This window comes from Geminocystis sp. CENA526 (assembly GCF_050753365.1).
Lineage (GTDB): Bacteria > Cyanobacteriota > Cyanobacteriia > Cyanobacteriales > Cyanobacteriaceae > Geminocystis.
This window is the reverse complement of record NZ_JBLZFY010000279.1, coordinates 1-1394: the sequence shown is the minus strand read 5'-3', so window position 1 is coordinate 1394 and position 1394 is coordinate 1. Positions and strand designations below refer to the sequence as shown.

At 31.6% G+C, this 1394-nt stretch carries 3 protein-coding genes; 2 read left to right on the top strand and 1 reads right to left on the bottom strand.

Features of this window, described 5'->3' with window-relative positions:
- A partial coding sequence (locus ACN4EE_RS23380) for a type II toxin-antitoxin system HigB family toxin (RefSeq protein ID WP_431708908.1) occupies nucleotides 1-188 on the bottom strand: 188 nt, incomplete at its 3' end.
- Nucleotides 189-402: 214 nt separating this feature from the next.
- On the opposite strand from ACN4EE_RS23380, the gene ACN4EE_RS23375 reads away from it, so the two are divergent.
- Both ACN4EE_RS23375 and ACN4EE_RS23370 read left to right on the top strand, forming a co-directional pair.
- Nucleotides 403-834: an excisionase family DNA-binding protein gene (locus ACN4EE_RS23375; protein ID WP_431708907.1), complete on the top strand. Its 432-nt coding sequence runs from the start codon at nucleotides 403-405 to the stop codon at nucleotides 832-834.
- Nucleotides 827-1394, top strand: a 568-nt coding sequence (locus ACN4EE_RS23370; RefSeq protein ID WP_431708906.1) for a PIN domain-containing protein, incomplete at its 3' end; no start/stop codon positions are given. The genes ACN4EE_RS23375 and ACN4EE_RS23370, both read left to right, overlap by 8 nt.

Genomic DNA, 1394 nt, shown 5'->3' with positions numbered 1-1394 from the left:
TGATTACCCTTAATATTAAAAACAGTAAAATTACCTACTGCTTCTGCATCTCGATAAATTTGACGTACATCCTCTAAATTCTGCCATTGAGCTTTTTTAACGGTGGCATACCAAGACTCAACTTGAATTTTCGCATCAGGATAACTGGCAATATCTGCTCTTAAATTACGGATAGCGATTAGGTGCATTCACTGAAAACTGTTCATTTTTTAATGTATTCTCTCATTTTGAGAGCAGTTTGTCAAGTACTTATAACTGTTCTTCGTTAAAAATTTCGGGTTGATCTTGATAGCTTATCATCTATTCTCTAATCAATTCTATTGAAATAGCATTTAAGTTATTTGTGGCGTTTATAGTATTTGTGCTAGATTGAAAATTATTGGGCTTATTCATTAAACTATCATGGCAATCAAACTGACGGCATCGGAAGAAATCAAACAAGTTGCTCAAAATCTTTTGGCTAATAAATTTAAGATCAACGTTGAAAAAATAGCGGAAAATGAAACAGTAAATATCCCTATCCCTGTTGATTTGGTTAATTTTGTCCAAGAAATAATTCAAGAAATAGCTCAGGGAAATTCAATTATTTTAATTCCTAATAGCCAAGAAATTTCCACGACAAAAGCATCGGAAATCTTAGAGGTTAGTCGTCAGCATTTAATTGAATTACTAGAATCAGGAGAACTCCCTATTCCTTTTCGTAGAGTTGGAAAACATCGTAGATTAAGGGTTGAAGATGTTATTAATTATAAGAACAAAATTGATGAACAAAGACTAAAAACCTTAGAAGAATTAGCAAAACAAGCCCAAGAATTAAAGTTAGGCTATGAATAAAATTGAGGGCATTTTTGATCACAGAAAAGTAACTGCGGTACTTGATTCCTGTGTACTTTTTCCTGCTCAACTGAGAGATATTTTCATGCACTTAGCATTAAAAGGGGTGTTTCGTCCAAGATGGAGTGATGAAATTCATAATGAATGGATTTGTGCAGTTTTACATAATCGCCCTGATTTAACTAATGAACAATTACAAAGAACTCGATTTCTAATGGATTCTAATGTTGTCGGTTGCTTAATCAAAAATTATGAACATTATATTCCCAATATTAATTTACCACATGACGATCGTCATGTGGTAGCGGTTGCCATTAAATCAAAGGCAGATGTAATTGTTACCTTTAATCTCAAAGATTTTCCTGAACAGGAGTTAAATAAATTTAATATTATTGCCTTACATCCTGATATTTTTTTTGAGCAGTTATTGATACATAATACAGCAAAATTTATTGATGCGATCGAACAACAAATAAAAATGTTAAAAAATCCTCCTATTTCTAAGAAAGAATTTTTGAGAATTTTGCAAAATAGTAAATTACCTCAAACTGCTAGTTTAT

Bases quoted from the DNA above. Each gene is read 5' to 3' on its own strand.
- ACN4EE_RS23375 (WP_431708907.1), top strand. From the start codon at position 403: ATGGCAATCAAACTGACGGCATCGGAAGAAATCAAACAAGTTGCTCAA.